Origin of the sequence: Pseudomonas sp. ATCC PTA-122608, assembly GCF_001952855.1 — a bacterium.
GTDB lineage: Bacteria > Pseudomonadota > Gammaproteobacteria > Pseudomonadales > Pseudomonadaceae > Aquipseudomonas.
Window position 1 is genome coordinate 77855 of the sequence record NZ_LPNO01000009.1, and the last position, 16894, is coordinate 94748.

The 16894-nt window shown below is 57.3% G+C and carries 14 protein-coding genes; 4 read left to right on the forward strand and 10 right to left on the reverse strand.

The window, feature by feature from the left end; all coding sequences use genetic code 11:
- Positions 1–17: 17 nt before the first annotated feature.
- Positions 18–1109, reverse strand: a complete 1092-nt coding sequence (locus AU074_RS10345) for an NADH:flavin oxidoreductase/NADH oxidase (RefSeq protein ID WP_076014637.1) — start codon at positions 1107–1109, stop codon at positions 18–20.
- 58 nt (positions 1110–1167) lie between these two features.
- On the opposite strand from AU074_RS10345, the gene AU074_RS10350 reads away from it, so the two are divergent.
- The 4 genes from AU074_RS10350 (at position 1168) to AU074_RS10365 (ending at position 4350) form a co-directional block, all read left to right on the forward strand.
- The gene (locus AU074_RS10350; RefSeq protein WP_010175700.1) at positions 1168–1503 is read left to right on the forward strand and encodes a helix-turn-helix transcriptional regulator; all 336 of its coding nucleotides are present in this window, start codon (positions 1168–1170) and stop codon (positions 1501–1503) included.
- A 175-nt stretch (positions 1504–1678) separates the two neighbouring features.
- Positions 1679–2851 carry a carboxylesterase gene (locus AU074_RS10355; RefSeq protein WP_076014638.1) on the forward strand — a complete coding sequence of 391 codons (1173 nt, stop codon included), beginning with the start codon at positions 1679–1681 and terminating at the stop codon, positions 2849–2851.
- A gap of 199 nt (positions 2852–3050) precedes the next feature.
- The gene (locus tag AU074_RS10360) at positions 3051–3593 is read left to right on the forward strand and encodes a GNAT family N-acetyltransferase (RefSeq protein ID WP_076014639.1); all 543 of its coding nucleotides are present in this window, start codon (positions 3051–3053) and stop codon (positions 3591–3593) included.
- A 400-nt stretch (positions 3594–3993) separates the two neighbouring features.
- Positions 3994–4350 (forward strand): hypothetical protein, encoded by a 357-nt coding sequence (locus AU074_RS10365; protein WP_076014640.1) that lies wholly within the window; start codon positions 3994–3996, stop codon positions 4348–4350.
- Here the strand turns inward: AU074_RS10365 and AU074_RS10370 are convergent.
- The 9 genes from AU074_RS10370 to AU074_RS10405 are packed head-to-tail and all read right to left on the reverse strand — an operon-like array spanning position 4331 to position 16878.
- Complete coding sequence (locus tag AU074_RS10370) at positions 4331–4849, reverse strand: lysis system i-spanin subunit Rz (protein ID WP_076014641.1); 519 nt, start codon at positions 4847–4849, stop codon at positions 4331–4333. The genes AU074_RS10365 and AU074_RS10370 overlap by 20 nt on opposite strands.
- Positions 4846–5379, reverse strand: coding sequence for a glycoside hydrolase family 19 protein (locus tag AU074_RS10375; RefSeq protein WP_076014713.1), 534 nt, complete (start codon positions 5377–5379; stop codon positions 4846–4848). The genes AU074_RS10370 and AU074_RS10375 overlap by 4 nt, the downstream gene beginning before the upstream one ends.
- Positions 5380–5437: 58 nt before the next feature.
- Complete coding sequence (locus tag AU074_RS33185) at positions 5438–7075, reverse strand: SGNH/GDSL hydrolase family protein (protein ID WP_143503571.1); 1638 nt, start codon at positions 7073–7075, stop codon at positions 5438–5440.
- Positions 7076–7106: 31 nt separating this feature from the next.
- On the reverse strand, positions 7107–9077 hold the full coding sequence (locus AU074_RS10380; protein ID WP_143503572.1) for an SGNH/GDSL hydrolase family protein: 1971 nt from the start codon (positions 9075–9077) through the stop codon (positions 7107–7109).
- A gap of 56 nt (positions 9078–9133) precedes the next feature.
- Entirely contained in the window at positions 9134–12151 is a 3018-nt protein-coding gene (locus AU074_RS10385; RefSeq protein WP_076014643.1) for a host specificity factor TipJ family phage tail protein, read from the reverse strand.
- Positions 12148–12528: a nitrite transporter gene (locus AU074_RS10390; protein WP_076014644.1), complete on the reverse strand. Its 381-nt coding sequence runs from the start codon at positions 12526–12528 to the stop codon at positions 12148–12150. The genes AU074_RS10385 and AU074_RS10390 overlap by 4 nt, the downstream gene beginning before the upstream one ends.
- A complete protein-coding gene (locus AU074_RS10395) occupies positions 12528–13010 on the reverse strand; it encodes a DUF1833 family protein (protein WP_076014645.1) in 483 nt (160 codons plus the stop codon). The genes AU074_RS10390 and AU074_RS10395 overlap by 1 nt, the downstream gene beginning before the upstream one ends.
- Positions 13007–13459, reverse strand: a complete 453-nt coding sequence (locus AU074_RS10400; RefSeq protein WP_076014646.1) for a hypothetical protein — start codon at positions 13457–13459, stop codon at positions 13007–13009. Before AU074_RS10400 ends, AU074_RS10395 begins: the two co-directional genes overlap by 4 nt.
- A complete protein-coding gene (locus tag AU074_RS10405) occupies positions 13456–16878 on the reverse strand; it encodes a phage tail tape measure protein (RefSeq protein WP_076014647.1) in 3423 nt (1140 codons plus the stop codon). The genes AU074_RS10400 and AU074_RS10405 overlap by 4 nt, the downstream gene beginning before the upstream one ends.
- Between the last annotated feature and the right edge of the window lie 16 nt (positions 16879–16894).

The following is a 16894-nucleotide window of genomic DNA, read 5'->3' on the forward strand; positions in this document are numbered from 1 at the left end:
CCGTCTGTTGGTGCTACTTAGCGATAACGTTCCAGCCAGTGCGCGTAAGGCGCGGGCAAGGTCCAGGAAGACTTATCGACCCCCAGTTCCTTGGCCGCAAAGTACGCCCAATGTGGATCGGCCAAATGGGCGCGCCCTACCGATACCAGGTCAAGTTGCCCGGCCTGCAACGCACCTTCTGCCAGTTGCGGCGTACCAAAGCCCCAGGCGGAAGTCACCGGCAAACCGGCCTCGCGACGCACACGCTCGGCGATCGGCCCCATAAATGCCGGGCCCCACGGAATGTTGGCATCGGGCGTGGAGAAACCGACGCTGACGCTCAGCAAGTCCAAGCCACCGGCCTTGAAACGACGGGCAAGCTCGATGGATTCCGTCAGGGTCTGCTCGTCGCGACCGTCATATTCGATCACCCCAAAACGTGCGGTCAGTGGCAGGTTTTCTGGCCATACCTCGCGCACTGCGGCAAGGGTTTCCAACAGGAAACGGCTGCGGTTATCGAAGCTGCCACCGTAGGCATCGGTGCGTTGGTTGGAATGCTCGGAGAAAAAGCTCTGGCCCAGGTAACCGTGGGCGAAATGCAGTTCGATCCATTCAAAACCGGCGTCACGGGCACGGCGAGCAGCATCGACGAAGTCCTGGCGAACCCGTGCGATGTCTTCCAGGGTCATGGCGCGAGGGACATTCGGCAGGTGTGCGCCAAAAGGGATGGCCGAGGGTGCAATGGTCTGCCAGGACCGGGCATCGGAAGCCGGGATATGGTCATCCCCTTCCCACGGACGATTGGAACTGGCCTTACGACCGGCGTGACCAATCTGGATGCCAGGAACCGAACCTGCGGCCTTGATGGCGTTGACCATGGGCACGAAGGCTTGCGCATGCGCGTCGCTCCAGATCCCCGCACAGCCAGGTGTGATGCGCCCTTCAGGCGCTACAGCGGTCGCCTCGACCACCACCAGACCCGCGCCGCCACGGGCCATACTGGCGAGGTGCACGTGGTGCCAGTCGTTGACCATGCCGTCGTCAGCCATGTACTGGCACATCGGCGGGATAGCGATCCGGTTGCGCAACGTCACGTCTTTCAGCTTGTAGGGTTCGAATAATGCAGCCATGAAAAGTCTCCTGAAGCGAAGGTGGGGTAGTTTTCGATTGTTCGATGTTAATCGAACTATGGTGTTAAGCGATAGCCCTGTTATCATTCGCTTCATGCGAGCCTTCAAACACCCCAATGCCGAAGACCTGATTCTCGAACGCGTGCTCTACGCGTTAAGTGACCCTGTTCGGCTTGAAATCGTTCGCTGCCTGGCTGGCGTCACCGAGGCCACCTGCGGCGAGCTGGACGGCGGACGGCCGAAATCCAGCGTCTCCCATCACTTCCGGGTGTTAAGGGATGCGGGGCTTGTACACACCCGCAGTGTTGGCACGACCCATATGAACTCGTTGCGCACTGATGTAATGGACAGCCGGTTTCCGGGGCTGGTACAGGCGATCCTTTCCCAGCAGTGAGCATGCACGCTGCGGTGGCGCCTTTTCCTGCGCCGGCCAGCGTTACAGGCGAAATGTCTTGCGACGGTTTTGCACTACCAGCAGCGGCAGCCCGGTGATTATCGTGCATGACTTTACGGTTACGCGACGCCGGGAACCCGCCTTGAACAACACCCACTCCTTTTCCATGCGCACGATGCTGCGAAGCGCCGCCTTTGCGATCATTGCCCTTCTATTTGCCAATAGCGCCATCGCCGAATCGGCCATGCCTTTGGGCCAGAAATCGTTCGAGTCATATCGCCTCGATACCTTGCAATGGCTGCGGGAGCATCGCGACTTCCAGGGCAGCGACAGGGAAGCCGAACTCAACTGGAACGCGCCGCAGGAATGGCGCCCGGCGGGAACCCCCAAACGCGGGATCATTCTCGTGCACGGCCTGGGCGACTCTCCGTGGTCGTTCCACGATATCGGCAGCGCACTGGCTGCCCGCGGCTTCCTGGTGAGGACCGTGCTGCTTCCCGGCCACGGCACACAACCGGCCGACATGCTGCAAGTACGTATGGAAGACTGGCGCCGGGTGGTGGACGAACAGGCCGCGATACTTCGCGCAGAAGTGGGCGAGATTTACCTCGGCGGCTTCTCCACCGGTGCCAACCTGGTTCTCGACTACGCCTACAAACACGACGACGTCGCCGGGCTGCTGCTGTTCTCCCCCGCTTTCCAGTCCAGCATGACCTACGACTGGCTGACACCCCTGATCAGTTGGGCACGCCCGTGGCTGCTGGCGCCAGACGCAAGCCGGCCACAACAGAGCCTGGTGCGCTACATGACCGTCCCCACCAATGGCTTCGCCCAGTTCTACCGCAGCAGCCGGCTGGCCCGCCAGGACCTGGAGCGTCGTCCCTACGACAAGCCGGTGTTCATTGCCGTCGCAGCCCACGACTCAGTGCTCGATACGAACTATGTGCTGGAGACCTTCCAACAGCGCTTCAGTAACCCCCACAGCCGCTTGGCCTGGTACGGAACACTGCCGGAGAGCGCCTGGGACACACAGCGGGTGAAAGCGCGCACCGACTACGTGCCGGAACTGCGGATCAGCCAGTTCTCGCACATGGGGTTGCTGTTCTCACCCGACAACGCGCTCTACGGCGAACAGGGCAGCCTGCGGTTTTGCTGGAACGGCCAGACGGAAGACGCCACCCGCGCCTGCGAGCAAGGGTCAGAGGTGTGGTATTCGGACTGGGGTTATCGCGAGCCGGGCAAGATGCACGCGCGGTTGACGTTCAATCCGTACTTCAACTGGCAGCTTGGGCTGATTGGTGAGGTGCTGGGTAACCTGGCTCTGGCGAGCGAGAGCGTTGGACGCTGAAACCCTTTCACATTCCTTTCACAGATGAACACCTATGGTTTGCCTGCTCCTGGTGAAACCCTAAAGCCCGCGCCCCCATCGCGGGCTTTTCTTTGCCTGTGATTTTAGTCAGGCAGCGCCAAAGCGGTACGCCTTCATAAATGGCATGCAACGGCGTTACCCTGACTGCTTTGCGCCCAGGCTAAGGATCAGCGCCAACATGCGAATTCAAAAACCTCCTGCCGTGGACCATCTGGATATCTCCCTGCGACAACTGGAGCGATCAGATATTCCCGCGTGGTATGCCTACCTTTCACAAAGAGAAGTCATTCAACACACAAGCTGGGATTTGAAAAACGAGAATGACCTTTTGCCATTATTTGACGAACTGGACTCGCCCCGTCCTTCTTCAAACAGGCGTCTGGCTATCACTCAAGGGGCAGACCGCGAACTCATCGGCACAATCGGTTTTCACACGATTTCCGAAACGAACCGAAGCGCGGAGATAGCCTATGACCTCTCACCTGCTTACTGGGGCAAAGGCATTGCCAGCGCAGTGTGCGCTGCGATAACTCAGTGGGCATTCCTGGAATATGGTTTTGTGCGAGTACAAGGCACCGTTCTCGTGACGAACCCTCGCTCGGCCAACGTCCTGAAAAAATGCGGGTTTCAGTACGAGGGAACGCTGAGGTCATTCCGTATGGTGCGGGGCAGCCCCGGGGATTTTGAAATGTACGCCCTCTTGAATACCAACCGAACCTGAAAGGGTTGCCTGGTTTTTTGTAGAGGCATACCCAAACGATAGGCAACAAAAAAGGGCCCACCTTTCGGTGAGCCCTTCTAGACCGCCCAGCAGAGCGGATTTTGTTTGGTAGGCGCGATTGGACTCGAACCAACGACCCCCACCATGTCAAGGTGACCCCGGAACATCAGTAACCTGTTGATCCATATGTAAAAATACACCATTTCGGAGGGTGCCAAAGTCCACGTTTCATCCTATAAGAATCAATAACTTAGCGTTGTATATTCCTACAGTATCTCCCCCTTCCCGGCGTCCTGCCGACCGCACACCAACCCAAAACCCCTACAGCTCGTCGCCTCAAATCGCACAACCTTCAAACCTCGATTACTGTATGCGCATACAGCATTCGGAAACACACCCCATGAACGTCGATGAAGACACCTGCGAGTGGCTTGGATGCCCTACGCCCCTGGAAATGTACAAGCATCACGCGGCCATGCTCGAGGACGAGATAAGCGACCTACAGCGCCACCTGTCCAAGTCCAGGGCAAATATCGCTGGCCTGGTGCAAATGAATGATGCGCTGCTTGTTGCCAAAGCTCGGGCCGAGCGATCTCTGAAGGACGCTTTAGAAGGCATATCCGGGAAGAACCAAGAGACTGCTGAGACAGGGAGCTTTCGCCCTATCGACCTTATTACCGAGCAGCGCGACCATCTGTTCAGGGAGAATCAGCGGCTACTGCTGGAGTTGAGCGTGCTCAGGGGGCCACAGCCCTGACGTACGCCTGGCAAGCCCGCAGCGCGATCACGGCGTTATCCCCGTCGTCGGTGATGGCGATAATTCGTTGCGCGTGCGCTGGGTCAAGTTGGGCTCGACGGCCTGCATGAACCACGCCGACGGTGCCGGCGGTGGCAGGCACGTCGCAGCCACTGGCTGAATCCGTGGCGTCGAGAAGGACTGACAGCCGGACATCAGCAGTAGCAAGGCGGTCACGCAGCAAAGCCTGGTTGCGCTGGGCATCGGATAATTCCTTGGAGTGTTGTTGGTCGGCGGCGGCCAGTTTCTGCTCGGTGGCCAGGCGCTTGTCTTGCTCTGCGCGGGCCTGAGCGGCCGCGGCATTCCCGATCGCGTCAAGGTCTGTCTGGAACTGGCCCGCCTGCTTTGCCAGCTTCCCGTCATACCGCCAGTCCTGCACCTGCCAAGTCACGCCGGCGGCGGTCGCCATCAGCACCAGGATCAGCACTGCCAAGCCGACCAGCTTCTGCACCGGCGTCATGCCAGCACCTTCAGCGCCTTGTCGTACAGCGCCTGGCGGTCAGCCAGCCCGTTGGTGCCACCGTTGATGCGCTTGGTGATCTTCAGGAAATCGCTCTGGTCCGCCAGGGTGTTCAGTCCACGGGAGGACCAGAACCACGCCGCCGACATTGCCGCGTACTGCGGCTGCTCGAGCAGTTCCGGGCGATTGATCAGGTCCAGGCCCAGGGCCTCGCCGCACGCAGCATAGTTGGCCCGGCCGGTGACCTGGATCAGGCCACGGCCACGGTACCTGAAGCCATCGCCATTGACCTTATTGCCCAGATCGGCGCGGCCTTCGTACCCTGCCTGTTGCGGTGTGGGACCCCACAACTCTCTCAGCCAGCGGAACTGCCCCGACTCGTGCCCGACTTGGGCGATGAAGGCCGCAATGCGCAGTCGTGTGACGATTCCGTACTTGGCCATGGCCACGTTCAGCACAGGAACAAAAACGCCGGCTTGGCGGCCGGCGTTCGGGAGGATATGCAGCAGCTGCTGCTCGGTGATCGGCATGCTTTTCTCCAGGCGAAAAAAAGCCCAGCGCAAAGGCTGGGCTCTTTATAGAAACGAGTTATTTGGTTTTGAATACTGCAAGTATATTATGCGTGCTATTCGAATTGTTGTTGTTTGGGCATGCGGTTATTTGCCCGGATGATGACACCTCTACAAGACCCTGTGCACTTCCATCTAGACGCGCCTCAAGAGGGTGAGTGGTGGTGGCGACTCCTGAAATGCCTGACCTTGATGGCCACTGTTGGCATAGGCCACGCTTTATGTTTGAGTTTATCCCGGTTATTCCTAGCCGCAGCGATCCCAGTCCTTTGGCTATACTGCGAACAGCTGAAACGCTATCCGAATCAGCCCCTGAGTTCTGTATCCCTGTCCCGAGAAGTTTGAGAGGGAACCACCAGTCGCAGCTAGATAGCGCAAACTCTTTGGACGTTGATCCAAGCCCCATGTATGACCCAAGAACATCAGATACACATTCGTGGCCATAAATATTTAAATGCGCTGGCTCAAAGAACATCTTAACTTCATTCATTCGGTATCGCCACGACGGGGTCAATCCATCAGGGCTAAATATCTCCGGGAAAGGAATGTATATCCCATCCGATTCCTGAGCAAGACGCCTCAACTCTATTCGAGTGAAATTGCTAGCCACCTCATCCCAGATAAAATCTGCCACGATAACTGAAACATGAAATTGCCTAGCGTACTTTATTATAGAATCAATCTTGCTTTTATATTCAGAAAAATATGATTCGTCGTTTGAGTTGTCAAAAGCATCGTTGTATGAAAGAGCCATGACTAAAACATCTGTATTTTCAATGATTTTCTTTATTGCTAAATCATCGATCCAGCAAAGTCTTCTGCCAGAATTTGAGAAGTTATTTACAGTTAGTGACTTTTCACTAGAGACATAGCTAAATCCGCATATCTCAACCTTTTTTTCTGAATTGGTTACACACTCCACTCTGCATAGACCTGGCGTCAACGCTGGAAAAGGCAACCCCTCCGCCTCATAATGCCCATCATAAAGATCCACTGTGACTGAAGACAGTGGACTTAAGTCTTGGCTATAAGTGTTCACCACGGTTACGGCATTGCCGTTTAGCCTGACAATAAATGACCCACAATCATTGTTTGAAATGTACCAGATCTTTATCCTTCTCTGAAATGTGGGAACAGTTGTTGCAATTATATTCCCCGATTCAAAAGATACAAATGAGAGACCCTGAGGAACATGCGACCCTGACCTTCCTTCGCATGATATCCATGAGTTCTTTCTTCCACCTTCAGCAAGAAATGATATCTCGTGAATATCTTGTGAAAAATAATCACCGGTTCCAGTTGACATCAGCGGAGCAAATCCATAGTTCTCTGAACCATGTTCGTAATTAATTAGCCGCTTTATGATATTGACATAGCTATTACGATAAATATCTACAGCGCCTACGCCGTGGCTATTAGAATCGCCTAGAAATGTGATTGTGGGCGCATCAGAGTTTCTCAGCCTGGATTTAGCTTGCTGAGAAATTCTTAGATTTGAAGCTTTAGGATCAAGAGGGGTTGGTTTTCCATTTAAATCACCAGCTAAAATTGAAGACGCCTTCGCCGAAATGGCAAGCGCAGATCCTGCCTTCAGTAACGAACGCCTAGTTATTTTCAAAATGTACAACCCCCAAATAGTCGTTTGGAGATTGTACATATCAAAAAGCCATTAATCTAAAAATACTTGGTCAGGCTCCATGGTCAGCCGTGGGGAAACTGACAAACATTGTGTGCTGGGCGATGTCATTAGAACCGTTCGGGTTCGCCGTGGCAGCGCCGCCCGCAGCAAGGACGAAGGTACCGCGCGACGTTCCGTCTGTTTTCGGGAGAAGCTGATGAGTCATGGCGTATGACTGAATAATCCCGGCGCGGGTTGGCCAAGCCGTCCACATGCCTCGCTGAGTATTGAGAGAGATGCCTGAGACAGACACACGCAGTTCGGCATTGGACGGACCGGAGTTCCTTACGGCTGTGACTGTGTCGGAGTTCGTGCCCGTATTCGTCACTCCAGTTGAGCCGAAGGCGATCGGGTACCACCAGTCGTAATTGTCCAGTGCGACTTTTTTGGAAGAGCAGGAAAGTCCCAGCCACTTTGCTACAGACTCCGCTTCGAACTTGTGCCCGGCCACATTCCAATGAGCGCCATCCGAGAACAGCTTCAGTTCGCTGACACGGTATGCGTCAGTGGTAGGCGCGTCGGATTTCTGAAACATCTCAGGGAACGGGATGTATACGCCTCCAGTCTCTTTTGCCAGGCGCGCGAGCTCCTTGCGTGTCACGTCATCGGCGTCACCCAGCCAGACGTGGTCGCACACCACCACGGGCACGGAATAGAAGTTTGCGTACAGGATCAGCCAGTCAATCCGCTGCTTGAACGCAGCGAAGTACGCCGGGTCGGTTTTGTTGTCACCGTAGTCATTCAGCCCTAGCCCCATCACCAAGCACGCACAGCGCATCAGCATGCTGTTGATCGCCAGTTCATCCAGCCAGCGGAGCCGGCGGCCCGAGTTGGAGAAATTGTTCACTGTCAGGGCATTGACGTAGGCGTTGTAGCTGAAGCCGCACAGTTCGACTTTTCCAGCGCTCGTAGTGACACACTCGATTTTGCACGAGCCTTTTCCATTATCAACAATATCAACCACCTGAACGTTTAGCAGCGTGACGGTGGCAGAGTTGGTATTCACGGTGACGACGGTCGTGCCGTTGATTTTTACATCAAAGGTGCCGCCACCAGGGTTGCCGATCCACCAGATAAATGCTTTGCGCTGGAACGTTGGGATCGTGCTGCTGAGGATATTGCCGGCCTGGACCGATACCCATGACAGTCCCTGCATGACGTAGGAGCCCGCCGCCCCCTCGCGCGCGGTCCAGGTGTGAGCCGCTCCGTCAGTTCGGGTCCAGGCGATTTCATGTAGATCCTGAGTCGCATTCGGCGTGCCCGAGCCCATCGACATCAGCGGGGTGAACCCGTAGCTGGTGAGCCCGAAGTCCTGGTTGATCATTCGCTTCAGGAGATTGACCGCGCTATTGCGGTAGGCATCCAGCGACGCGGCCCCGTGGAAGTTGGAGTCGCCCAGGAATACGATCGAGGTGTCATCCCCCATCGCCGCGCGGATGCGGGTTCGCAAGAGGCGATCGCCGTTGACGCCCGTCTCGGTACGCTTCGAAACTACAGCGATATCGGTCTTGGCCTGAGCAACGACAACATCATTCTGCGCAAGGCTTTGCTCAAGCGTCTGCGCGCCCCGGGTAACGTAGCTTGTCCCGGTTGGGCTGCTCAGGTTTGCCCGCAGCCCGGCATCGCCGGCAGCGAACAACTTCGGTGCGTCCGTAGTCCAGTTACCTGTGAGGGTGAGAGGCAAGTCCGCCTGGTTGATAGCGCGGTAAAGCTCACCGTTGCGCTGAACCAGCTGAGTTGCACGCTCGACCACGACGCCAGGGCCGTAGGCCAGATACACCGACTCCAGCCCAGAGCGCAGCAGGAACTGAGTGAACTCGACATACATCCCCGCCATCGTCTTCAGAACCTTCCCGAGCCTGCCCAGCACAGTCAGGTCGGAACTGTTCACGATCTTGTCGATAATCTGCGCATTGTCACGTAGGTCGCGAGGGTCCGTAGAGCCGTTGGGCTCCACAGGATTTCCGGTTTCATAGGCCATGGTTTTCCCCGAGGCAAAAAAAACCCGCTCAGCGGCGGGCCTTGGAAGGTTATTTGCTACGCCGCTGCAGGCGCGTAGTTGTCGTCATCTGCGTAGAACACGGGTGAATACTCGCTCGCAGTAACCGCGCAGGTTCCGTCCTGGTTCGGGGCTATCTCTGTGATCATCGCCGGGTACCCAACCTGCTCGCTTGGTCCAAACAGGAAGCGGGCCGGCTCAATGCTGAGGTCGGTGATGATGTCGAAGTCGATCGCGCTGAGCGGCACCAGCACCTGGTGGAAGCCCGCCTCCTGCGGTTCGAACAAGCTGGTGACCGTTCCGTCGTGGCGGCGAATCACCGCCCGGGGCGCAACCATCGTCCAGTCCATCTCTTCGCTCAGCGTGAGCACGTACCTGTCCCCCACCTGCTCCACTTCCATGATCAGTGCGCTGCTGGTGGTGTTGGGGATGTCGTCGGCCAGCGTGATTCGATCAATGTCCTCGAACACCAGTGCGTCCAACTCCGTATCCACGGAGTAAGCCCAGCGGGAGAACTGGTACTTGCGCAGTTGCCGCATGCCAATTCGCCAGGCGTAGTCGCGATCGGAAACTCCATCCAGCTGGATCTTGTCCACCTTGAGTCCAAGGCTTCCAGGCAATCGGCACGGCACCGTTTCCTTGCGATTGGTGTACTGGTCCACGTATTCGACATCGACGCCGTCGAAGTCGTCCGGGCTGGGTGCGGTGAAGCTTGCCGTCAATTCGCTGGCCATCTCATGCGGCGTGATGACTCCCCGCGGGGGTTGGATGCCCTCTCGCTTCACGCTAAGCAGCCCGTTGCCGTTCGACAAATGGGACATGCCGGCCGTGAAGATCCCCTGCAGCATTTCCCGGGCCGGCACTGCCTTTTCATGGGACATGTCGTACAGCTCGCCGCGGGGCGTCCAGTAATCCTGGTCAACCGTGTTGAGCGCATCCATGTCGATCAATGACTCATCAATGCCCAGGCTCTGGCAGACGTGCAGGGCTGCGCCTTTGATTGAGCGCATCGGAGCGCTGTCGTAGATCCGGGTTGGAACGCAGTTAACCTGGCGCTCCGACTGAGCGCTGAGGCGATCGCCGCCGCGCACATCCATGGTAATAACGGTCACGCCATGGTAAGACGATGGCCACGGCAAGAGCGTGCGCAGGCCAAGCCATTGAATGGACTCCCGAGCCTGGCCCCCCATAAGCGGCTCAACCCGGCGCATCTGGAACTCTGGACGCAGCGGGTACGGGAAAACCAGCTGGTGGGTGAAACCGATCTGGTCTGGCGTTGCCTCTACGTAGGTGTGGGTAATCGTCGTCCAGGCCCCGCCAATGGCCGCATCCCGCCAGCGAACCTCAACCGACTTCGAGGAAACTTTGATGTTCCCCTGCTTGCTGTAGTAGCACAGGCCGTTGTTGAAGAAGACGTCGTACTCGGCCATGGTTGCCAGTTCGTTCTCAGGGCATCCCATGAGTGGTCCGATCCAGTTGACGGTGCCCCCAGGCCCGGTAAATGAAAAGTCCAGCAGGGTTCGAGCATTGAATCCACCCCAGTTTGTATCAATAGCACCGAGGTCATTGATTCGGCGAATCGAGGCGCTAAGCCCGTCAATCGAGACAACGCTGTAGCGGAAGCCGCGGTACCCCAAAGCCAAGCGCTGCTGCCCAACGGCCATCCCAGTGAAAGGCGTACCGTTGTCGAACTGCAAGGTGATGGATGCCTGCTGCTCAGCAGAGCCGCCAGTCGAGGCGGTACCCACCACGTACGTCGGGCCGGAACCAAAGATCGGCACAGGCGCGCTGGTCTGCGAAATAGTGCCGCCCTTGTAGGGGCTCAGCGGCTCAATCAAGCGCAAACGGCCGGAGTTGTCTTGAGCCACCAGGCCGATGCCCGAGAGCTGCGACGTTATGATCGACACCAGGGCGCTCATACTTCCGTAATTCGCATTCAGCGAGACGGTTTTGGTGACGCCCTGGAAGGTCACAGTCCAGACCACAGCGCTCGCACTGAAGTCGTAGGTGGATGGTGAGGCGCTGGCCGATACAGAAGAAGGCGATCCACCTACACCAGGCACCGGCGGAACGTAGGGCGCTACGCTCGCCACCATCAGATCCAGATCGGTATCACTGCGCAGCGTCACCTTCATGCCAACGAACGGCGAAAGGTCCGTGAGCGCGCCGGCGATCCTGCTATACCCGCCAGCAGAGGAAACCGTGAAGGTGTCAGGCGTGACCAGGGTGAGCACGGTGCCGGCGGCCCAGTTGTCCGGGAAGCGCGGGCTGTTGCCCAGCAGAGAGATCGTTGTGCCGCTGATCAGTATGGAGTCAGCCAGCGCTGTAGATTCCGAGGGAGCCGTACTGCCCAGGTCCAGGCCGGCTGTACCGGCGTTGGTCCCGCCAACCTCGCCTACCGGGTACCAGTTCTGAGCACGGGGATCATTTGCGAGTGATGCGCCCGGCTCGTAGATATTGAAGGTCACGTCAGAACCGAACGCAGCTACCGGGGTGTCACCGATCTTGAGCGTGCTGGACGGAAGAAGATGCCGGCCACGGCCTACGCACAGACACAGGCTGGTTCGCATCAGGCGTTTGTTCACGAACCTCGATACCGGCGGAACCAAAAGGTCTGGATACACCTTGGCCTTTCCCAATATCTCGCGAATCGGCGAATTCAGCTTCGCATGGTTGCCAGTGGCCGTGGCCAGATCAAGGTCATCGCCCTGCTGCTGTTTCGCAGCCTTGGCCTTCGGCATGCTCATGACCATGATGATGGAAACAGCTGCCAGCGCCACAGCGACCCAGGCCGCGACGGCGGCAGCCGCCGCTCTCGCCTCCGGGAATATCTTCACGGCAGTCTCTGAGCCAACTACCCGCGACTGCCACTGATCCACAGGAACAATCGCATCATCCACCTCAATACAGATTGGATGAACCGCGTCGATATCGAAATCTTCGACGTTGGCGTAAAGCCAGGCTGCCAGGGTAATCGGCTTTTTTACTTGGTGAGCCTCCACCGGAACGCAGTCGCCTTTTTTAACGCCAATACGGGATGGGTAGATCTCGATCACTTGTAGTACTCCACTCGCACGAAGCGGCGCTTGAGCCTGTGCAAAGGCAGGCAGATGACGTTGTGCTTCTCGGTGATTTCCATTGCCTCAAGGGAGGCATCGACGCGAACGACCACGCCGACGTGGCGCATCTCGCTGCCTTCGTACAGGGCAATCAAGGCACCCTCTTCCGGCTCGCACGGCGTTAGCGTCGGGAACCACTTGCCAGCCACCTCGACCATGGAGCCGTCGCCGGCGCGGATAAAAGCCCACTCCGGCCAGTCCGGTAACCCAAGATCACGCCGGACCTCCAGCACCAGGCCGTAGCAGTCAACAAACGGCCACACTCTCCCGCCCTCGCGGTACTTGCCCGATGGGTATTTGTCGTGATCGATCATTATTGGTACCGCATGCCCGGGGCGAATTCGCCGGTGTAGTTGAATCGAAGCCAGAGGGTTTCCAGCAGGTTGAAGTAGCCGGCCACGATCTGCGCTTCGGTCGCTGTGACAGACCCGCTCTTGACTTTGTAGCGAAGGATCTTCGACGGGTAGGCCAGGTCAGTGCTGATGTACTCCCTGTACACCAGGTTTATCTCCCTGCGGTCTTTCAAGGCGGCCCGTAGGAAGCCGGAGACACTCCCGTCGATGTTGCACAGGGCAAACTTCAGGTCCTGTTTTCCGTCACTACCCCGTTTCGGGAGAGCGATGGAAATGCCACAAGCCAGGAAGGTCGCAGTGCCGCCCGTCTCCAGGCCAACCAGCAGATCCTCGAAACCGTTGGTTAGAAAGTGGCGGGCTACCCCGTCGGTCACCTCCAGGGTTCCGTGCAGAATCTCCGGCCCACCACTAGAGTAGAGCCGGTTCAGTACAAAGCTTGTCATTGTGGCCAGTCCTTATTGACCGCAAGGTCGATGATGTTCATGCCGGTGATGTACTCCGGCGCGTAGATCGCCCAGCCGCCGGTGAGGATCGGGCGCTCCCACAACTCAAGCGGCGCCCGGAACCTCCAGTAACCGCCGTCCAGGTTTGGTCCTTCATACATATCGGTGAAACGGACCTTGTACGGCCTGATTCCCTGCGGGGATTTCAGATCGCACTCGAACCACTCAGACCCGGATACAAGGACATCCTCAAACCATGACTCGAACAGTTGCGCCTCAAGATCATCTTCAAAAATGAAATCAGCAGTCAGTTCCGTTGGGACCGACGCATAAGCTCGCCGTTGACGAGATCTACCTGTATTCATTTTGGTTCGAATGAACGGGCTCACAGGCTTGAAGCCATAGCCATCAGCGACTGGAAGCGGCAGCTCAGTAGGATATTTCTTCATCGGGCTGCCCTCCCCATCCCCAGCATGTCTTGAATGGCTTTTGCGCCCTTGCCGTTGTCGCGAATGTTGGCAACGAATTGATCGATCACCCAGCGCCCATCTACCTGACGAGACTGGCTCTGCCCGGCTTTGCTGGAATCCTCGATCACGTTAACTACGGGTGCCAAAGGCGCAGACACCGGCAACGAATCAGGCTCGAAACCAGAACCAGAACCACCCGAACCCTGGTTTACAAAAGCCGGGCGTCCGTTGCTCATTGCCTCAAGAGTTCCAACACCAATACGTGCCGTTGCCTTTGCGTCGAAAACGTATTCCTTGCCGTGGACAACACCCGCCACCTGGCTAACACCAAGGTTGCCGGTATAACCGCCTTCCTGAAACCCGCCAACAGCGCCGGCCATGGCGGTCATGCCGACGGCTGATGCCAATGGACCAGTTACCGATAGTGCTGTCGCCATCGCGGCGGGTGCTGCCAGCGGGCCAACGATAGGTATCGCAGCGGTCGATGCGTACGCAGCAAGTCCAGCCTGCAGAGACATCGCCTGAGCATTGGCGCTCATCGTAGAGGCCGCACCAACTTGAGTGGTTTTCCCCACCAGCAGTTGCACCGCCTGGTAGACCAACCACTGAGCCGCCATCTGGGCGAGGGCATTGATGATCGACTTTGCGAAGTTGGTGGCCATATCTACCAGAGCATCGCCCGCGCTTTCAGCTCCAGTTGCAACGTCGGAGAAGAAAGTGGCGAGCCCTCCAGTAGCACTTTCCAACGCTGTGTTGGTGAAGTCTGCGGCCTGGGCTGAATAGTCACGAGCGGCATCGGCATAGTTCGCCCACGCCTCGTTGACGCCATTCATCCAGTTGGTTTGCTGCTCATCGGTAGCAGCGTAAAAGTTTTGCTGCGACAGTAGCCGCTTGTTCAGCTCGTCCTGCAAAACCTTGGTTTCGTTGGCGTAGAGCTCGGGCGTGATCTGTCCAGTGTTACGCTGCTCGTTGAGGGCGGCTACGTCAGTGGCGTACTTCTGGCGCAGAGCCATGTCAGCCCGCATGCGATCCCGGGCTTTATCCCCCATCCCGACGCCAGCCAGCTCTTGGTCAAATCCATCTTTTGTGGTTTGAGTCGTCAGCGCCTGGGCGTTCTTGAACGCCGTCAGCTTCAGGTCGTCTTCGTTGGCCTTCTTCAGCTTGTTCAGAGCGTCAAGTTCGGCGGCCATGCCCTGGAGCTTTTTCTTCTGCGCGTCACTCAACTTGCCGAGTTTGCCCTCCTGGAGTTCAAAGGAAAGCTTCATCACCTCAGTGGCATCATTCTGCTTGTTGCCGGTGGTGTTGATCAGGTCGATCTGGCGCTTGTAGCCCTCCTCGGCGGTGGCGAAGTCCTTGACCTGCTTCTTCGCTGCCGACTCGGTAACGCTGTTGTTCTTCTGCTTGGCCTTCGTTGCCGCATCGTCAGCGGCTTTCTGGGCATCCTTCGCCGCAGCAGCTGAGCGAATGGCGACAACCATGCCATCCGTTAGAAGTGTGTTTTCTCTAATGAAACGGTTTGCAGCTTCGAGACTGGTTTTGTCCTGAGCAGTCGCAAGCTGCTTCAACAGCTGATCAAGATACTTCTGACCTGCCTGAGCGGCGCCGGCCTTTGCTGCAGCGTTCTCTGTCTCTGCGCGAGTATTGTCGTCTACTGCGCCCGTGAGCTTCGCAAGTACTGCCCGTTGCTCTTGCAAGGCCGCACTAAGATCGGTGACCTTCTCCTGATTCTTTTCTATGGCAACAGCCATAGCTTCAGTAACACCCGGGATGAGACGGAGCTGATCAGCAACCGACTTCCAGTCGACTTCAACCCCTTCCGCCTGGTCCTTGGACGCTTGGCGCACCAACTCCAAAGCCTTCTGCGCGTCAGCCGGCAACGACGTCAATCCGGCCATAAGGCCTTCTGCGCCGCCAGCCCCCATCCCTCGAAGGTCATTCTCAAACTTGTCGGCGATAGCCCCTGACATCTGCCCGAGCTTTGTCTGCATGTCACCGATATTTGCTTCAAGCTCGCGCAGCGTCACGGACTGCGTTGCCCTGTTCAGCTTTTCGAAGCGTTCTACGATTTTGTCGATAGGATCGGCTAAATCACCAAGCTTCTTTTCCAGAGTCCCTGTGTTATCGCGAAGGACAAGGAACGCCGCTGCGGCACCAAGCACCAGCGCTGCAACACCGAGAGGGCCCCCGAGAATGCCGAGCATCCCTGCCGATGCCCTGGTTAACCCAGCCTGAGCCGCTGTAACTGCGGCAGTTGCTCTTGCTTCAACCATACGAGCTTGGGCAAGTTGCAGCGACATTTCAGTTTGTACTGCCGTGCCTCTCGCGGCTATCGCTTCACGTTGAGCCAGGACTACCGACGTTTGAGCCTTTCGAAGCTCAGCTTGTGATGCGAGAAGTACGGCTTCCGCCTGAGCTTTTCGCGCCGCTACATCCCGATAAGCAGAGTAAGTCGCTACAGCGGCAGAGTTTGCTGCAGAGGCGGCGTACTTGGTTAACGAAGCGATAGCCGCGACGATCGCGATATCAGCAAGAATCTCAAAGTTGTCACCAACCGCCGCGATACCTTTCCCAAGAAGCCCTGTAAAGTCAGTCGCCTCATTGAGGTGCCCGATGTAGACGGTGAAGGCATTTGAGAGATTCTGCATAGCGTCGCGGACAGCAATACCCATGCCGTCAGCAAGCTCACCATTCGCCTGAGCTGACTTCTGCAGGCCCTCGGTCAACAAGTCCAGGCTGAGCTTGCCTTGGGCGCCAAGGATACTAATCTCTTCAGCGCTGCGCCCAGTGGAAGCGCCAAGGGTTTCAACAATACTCGGCATTGCGCCGAGTATCGCCTGCCACCCATCAGCCTCAACCTTGCCTGTCTGAAGCGCCTTGGAATAAGCATCGATGGCTGAACTGGCTTTATCTGCCGAGGCCGAGTTCGTCACCAGCAGAAAGCTGAAGCTATCCATCACGTCCAGCGCCTGGCTGGTGTTGTAGCCCATGGACTTCAAGCTGCTGGAAGTACGGATGTAGAGCTCTTGCGCCTCTGCCAGAGGTCGGTAGGTGCGCTTCGCTGTTTCCAGCAGCCGATCCTGCACCAGGTTGTATTCGCCAACACTTCCGGTGGCCATGCCGATGCGGTCTGACATCTGGCTGTACGCATCGGCAGTTTCGATGATTTTACCGAGCGAGGCAGCTCCAACCGCTGCCGCCAAAGCGCTTTTGATCAAACCAGAAGCACTCTGCGCGCTATTGCCAGCACGATCAAAGGCGTTATCTACACGCCTCAGATTTCTGTCTATCCGATTTGACGCATCCCCGACACTGGAGTCTGCCCGAGCGAGTTCCTGACGCAACTGCGCCGTAGTGGCCTCAATGCGGATCAGCATCCCCTGTACGTCGGTGTCAGCCATGCTTTTCTCCAGACAT